Origin of the sequence: Leptospira adleri (assembly GCF_002811985.1) — a bacterium.
In the GTDB taxonomy this organism is placed as follows: domain Bacteria; phylum Spirochaetota; class Leptospiria; order Leptospirales; family Leptospiraceae; genus Leptospira; species Leptospira adleri.
The window spans coordinates 1-3180 of the sequence record NZ_NPDU01000141.1; the positions used below are offsets into that span (position 1 = coordinate 1).

The 3180-nt window shown below is 41.7% G+C and carries 3 protein-coding genes; all 3 read right to left on the reverse strand.

The genetic code is table 11. The annotated features are described in order from the left end of the window. Positions 1–744 precede the first annotated feature (744 nt). A complete protein-coding gene (mtaB, locus tag CH376_RS23725) occupies positions 745–2061 on the reverse strand; it encodes a tRNA (N(6)-L-threonylcarbamoyladenosine(37)-C(2))-methylthiotransferase MtaB (protein WP_100784735.1) in 1317 nt (438 codons plus the stop codon). After that, on the reverse strand, positions 2042–2839 hold the full coding sequence (locus CH376_RS23730) for a tetratricopeptide repeat protein (protein ID WP_100784734.1): 798 nt from the start codon (positions 2837–2839) through the stop codon (positions 2042–2044). The genes mtaB and CH376_RS23730 overlap by 20 nt, the downstream gene beginning before the upstream one ends. A gap of 20 nt (positions 2840–2859) precedes the next feature. Then, on the reverse strand, positions 2860–3180 hold a 321-nt coding region (locus CH376_RS23735; protein ID WP_100788590.1), incomplete at its 5' end, for a hypothetical protein.

The following is a 3180-nucleotide window of genomic DNA, read 5'->3' on the forward strand; positions in this document are numbered from 1 at the left end:
GCGGGGCAAGGACTTAGAATTCACAGCGCTCTCTTAAAAGTTTTCGGAGGATTTCTTACTTTAGAATTTCTGAATATGACGGAAGCGATCGTGGAGATTTATCTGCCTTCTCAAAGATGAGGAGTTCCCACGGAATTTGTAGTTCCACCCCGTTTATCCGGGATTTGATAAGTTCTTTTCCTATTTTCTGATCCCAGATTTCGATCGAGCGCAAGGTTCCAAGAAGAATTTTTCGAACCTAAAAGGAACGTTCAGAATCGGCATGTTTGTTCGTAATAAAATTGATGGAGTTCCCACAAAACTTTGTTCGGCGAAGGATTACCCCTTCCCCGAAGGAAAAATTATCTTCTAAATTTCCATTCCACTTTTGGTCAAACGAAAGATCAAAGGTGGAGTTTTTTTAAAAAAATATTTTGAGCATTGCTTAAAACCTTGAAGACGAAAAGAATTCAGTCTTCTGCATTTGAATCCTTGGTGTGAGTTCCGACAAATTACAACTCATCATACGTTGAGGAAACAATTTGTCTTCTGTATCATAGAAAGAAAGTATGAGTTCCTACATTTTCAGGTGTTAAGGAAGGTTCTTATAATTCTCGAACCATTGATTTTTTCTGCAATCAGCGGGGGATTCGGATTTGAAGTCCGGAAAAATTTAAAGGAAATCTAAAACTTTTTTAAAAAATTCGTTTTTTCAAAAGATTGAACGCTTTGAATTTTCGGAGGAGTAAAATCAAATCTAGGATTTTATAATCGAGAAAGTCGACCTAGGAAAAATCCTTCCTTCTCTTCTTCGGTCCGATATTCGAGAAGTTCGACGTTCAAAAACTGACCGGTTTTTAAATTTTTCAACTCCTCTTCGGAAATTCTTACTTTGAGATAATTATCCGTAACCGCAGTTCCACCCTGTTCGAGAATCGCCTCGCGGATTTTTCCCGTTTCCGCAACCGCATAATTTTTATGAAGATTTCTCGAAAGGGAATTGAGAACATGAACTCTTTCTTTTTTAATTTCCTTACCTACTGTGTCAGGAAATGTTTCGGCTAACGTGTTTCTTCGCACGGAAAACGGAAAGGCGTGGATTTTTGCGAACCCGAGCTCTTCAACCATCTTTACGCTAGCCCGAAACATTTCTTCCGTTTCACCGGGAAATCCGACGATCACGTCGGTTCCTAAAAATAATCCCGGAATTTTTTCCTTTGCGGTTTCCACACGTTTACGAAAAGTTTCCGGCGTATAAGTTCGTTTCATTTTTTTTAGAATTTCGGAACTTCCACTCTGAAGAGGAATGTGAAGAAACGGAGTAAAACGAGGATGTAACATCAACTCGGCGAGCTCGGTTCCCACATCCGGAGGTTCGATCGAAGAAATTCGAATTCTAGAATATTCTAATATATTTAAGATGTCGCCGAGAATCTTGTTAAACGCTTTTTTATTTTCGGAATCTCTATACCAACCGAGATTTACTCCGGTAAGAGTGATTTCCCCAACTCCGTGATCTTGTAAAAATCGAACCTGATCTAAAACATCCTGATAATTTCTACTGACTCCCAGGCCGCGCGCTTGTGGAATTTTACAATAAGAACATTTGCGATTACATCCATCTTGGATTTTCAGATAAGCGCGGGTATGTCCGTTCGGCAAAACATCCGAATAAGAAAATCGATCGTACGTAACTCCGAGCAAATCTTCCGCGCCGATAAGTCCTTTTTTTTCAAGAATCATCGAAGGAAGTTTTGATTTTTCAGTATTCCCGACCACGCCTGCGACACCCGGAATTGCTTCGATCGATTCTCGATCCGTTTCCGCGTAACAACCCGTCACCCAGATTTGGGAACCCGGAAATTTTTTGATCGCGTTGCGGATCGTATTTCGATTTCGAGAATCGGCCTTATTGGTCACCGTACACGTGTTGATGATCACAACTTCCGGATGTTCTTCCGATTCCGCAGAACGAAAACCGTGTTTTGTGAGAGAAGAAAACAACCCATCGGACTCAAAAAAATTGAGTCTGCATCCGAGAGTATTGAATAGGACGGTTTGTTCAGCTATTAGAGAGGGCATTGATCTTTGCTTCGATTCTTTTCAGATTATCTTTAAAGTGAGAATTTTCCGGCTCGATCTTCAAAGCGGATTCTATTTGCTCTTTCGCGGAATTGAGATAATTTTTCGCGTTCGCTAATTTACCTTTTTTGTTTTCCTGATTGGAAGCCTTTTCGTAAACCAAGGCAAGATTGTTTAGGATATTCGCATTGTTTGGAACAAGTGAATTCGCCCATTTCAAACTCACTTCCGCCTTTTCGATACTGCCTAGATAATAATAGATCTGCCCTTCCAGAACGAGCGGGCGATAATCGTTAGAATCTTCAGCTTTTAATTTTTCGGTAATGCTCAGTGCGTCCTTTGCCTTTCCGTTGTATAAAAGCGCCGTTCCGAACAAAAGTCGAACGTCTTTGTTTCGCGGATTGAGTTCGTAAGCGCGGGCGATGATATCGAGTCCGTCGTCTTCTCTACCGTTGTTTAGAAGATATCTCGCGAAGTCCAAACTTACGGCGGGATCCCCCGGCTTAATGCCAAGCGCTTCGGACCAGTGAGTTCCCGCGGACTTGGTTCTTCCGGCCGCAAAATGACAATGCCCGGCGAGATAATGCGATTCGTAGGACCTTCCTCCCTTTTCGTGAAGAGCGCGGATAATCTCTAGACATTTTTCAAAATTCTTACCTTCGAATTCTTTCAGAGCGGAAGTATATTCCTGGCTGGGCTGAGCGTATATTAAAGAAGAATGAAATACTACAAGGATGCTTAGAATGAGAAAGGCGGAACTTGATTTTCGAATGGGCATTTTGATACTCTCTTGAATCTTTAGGCGGTCATCCTCATCGACTTTGCATTGATACAATCGATGAGCGAATGAAACGGTTCTACCGGATCGATATAAACGATGATGCTCGGATATTTTTGCATTAGAAAATGCTCGATCTGTTCTTCGGATAGAACGACTTGGTCTTCCATTTCGAGGACAGGAAGGCCGTCCGTGTTTCGATAGATTGAGTATTCTTCCTGACCGAGAAAGTCGGTCAAAAGCATGTAACCCGAGCCGTAGTAAACTCCGCCCTGAAAGTAATACTTGTAAAAGACCCTTACCTCGGGAAGAAATAAATCGGGATGAAAAACGCAGAGAGA

Excerpts from the sequence above, each read along its gene's own strand:
- CH376_RS23730 (WP_100784734.1), bottom strand. The coding sequence starts at position 2,839 with ATGCCCATTCGAAAATCAAGTTCCGCCTTTCTCATTCTAAGCATCCTT.
- mtaB (WP_100784735.1), bottom strand. The coding sequence starts at position 2,061 with ATGCCCTCTCTAATAGCTGAACAAACCGTCCTATTCAATACTCTCGGA.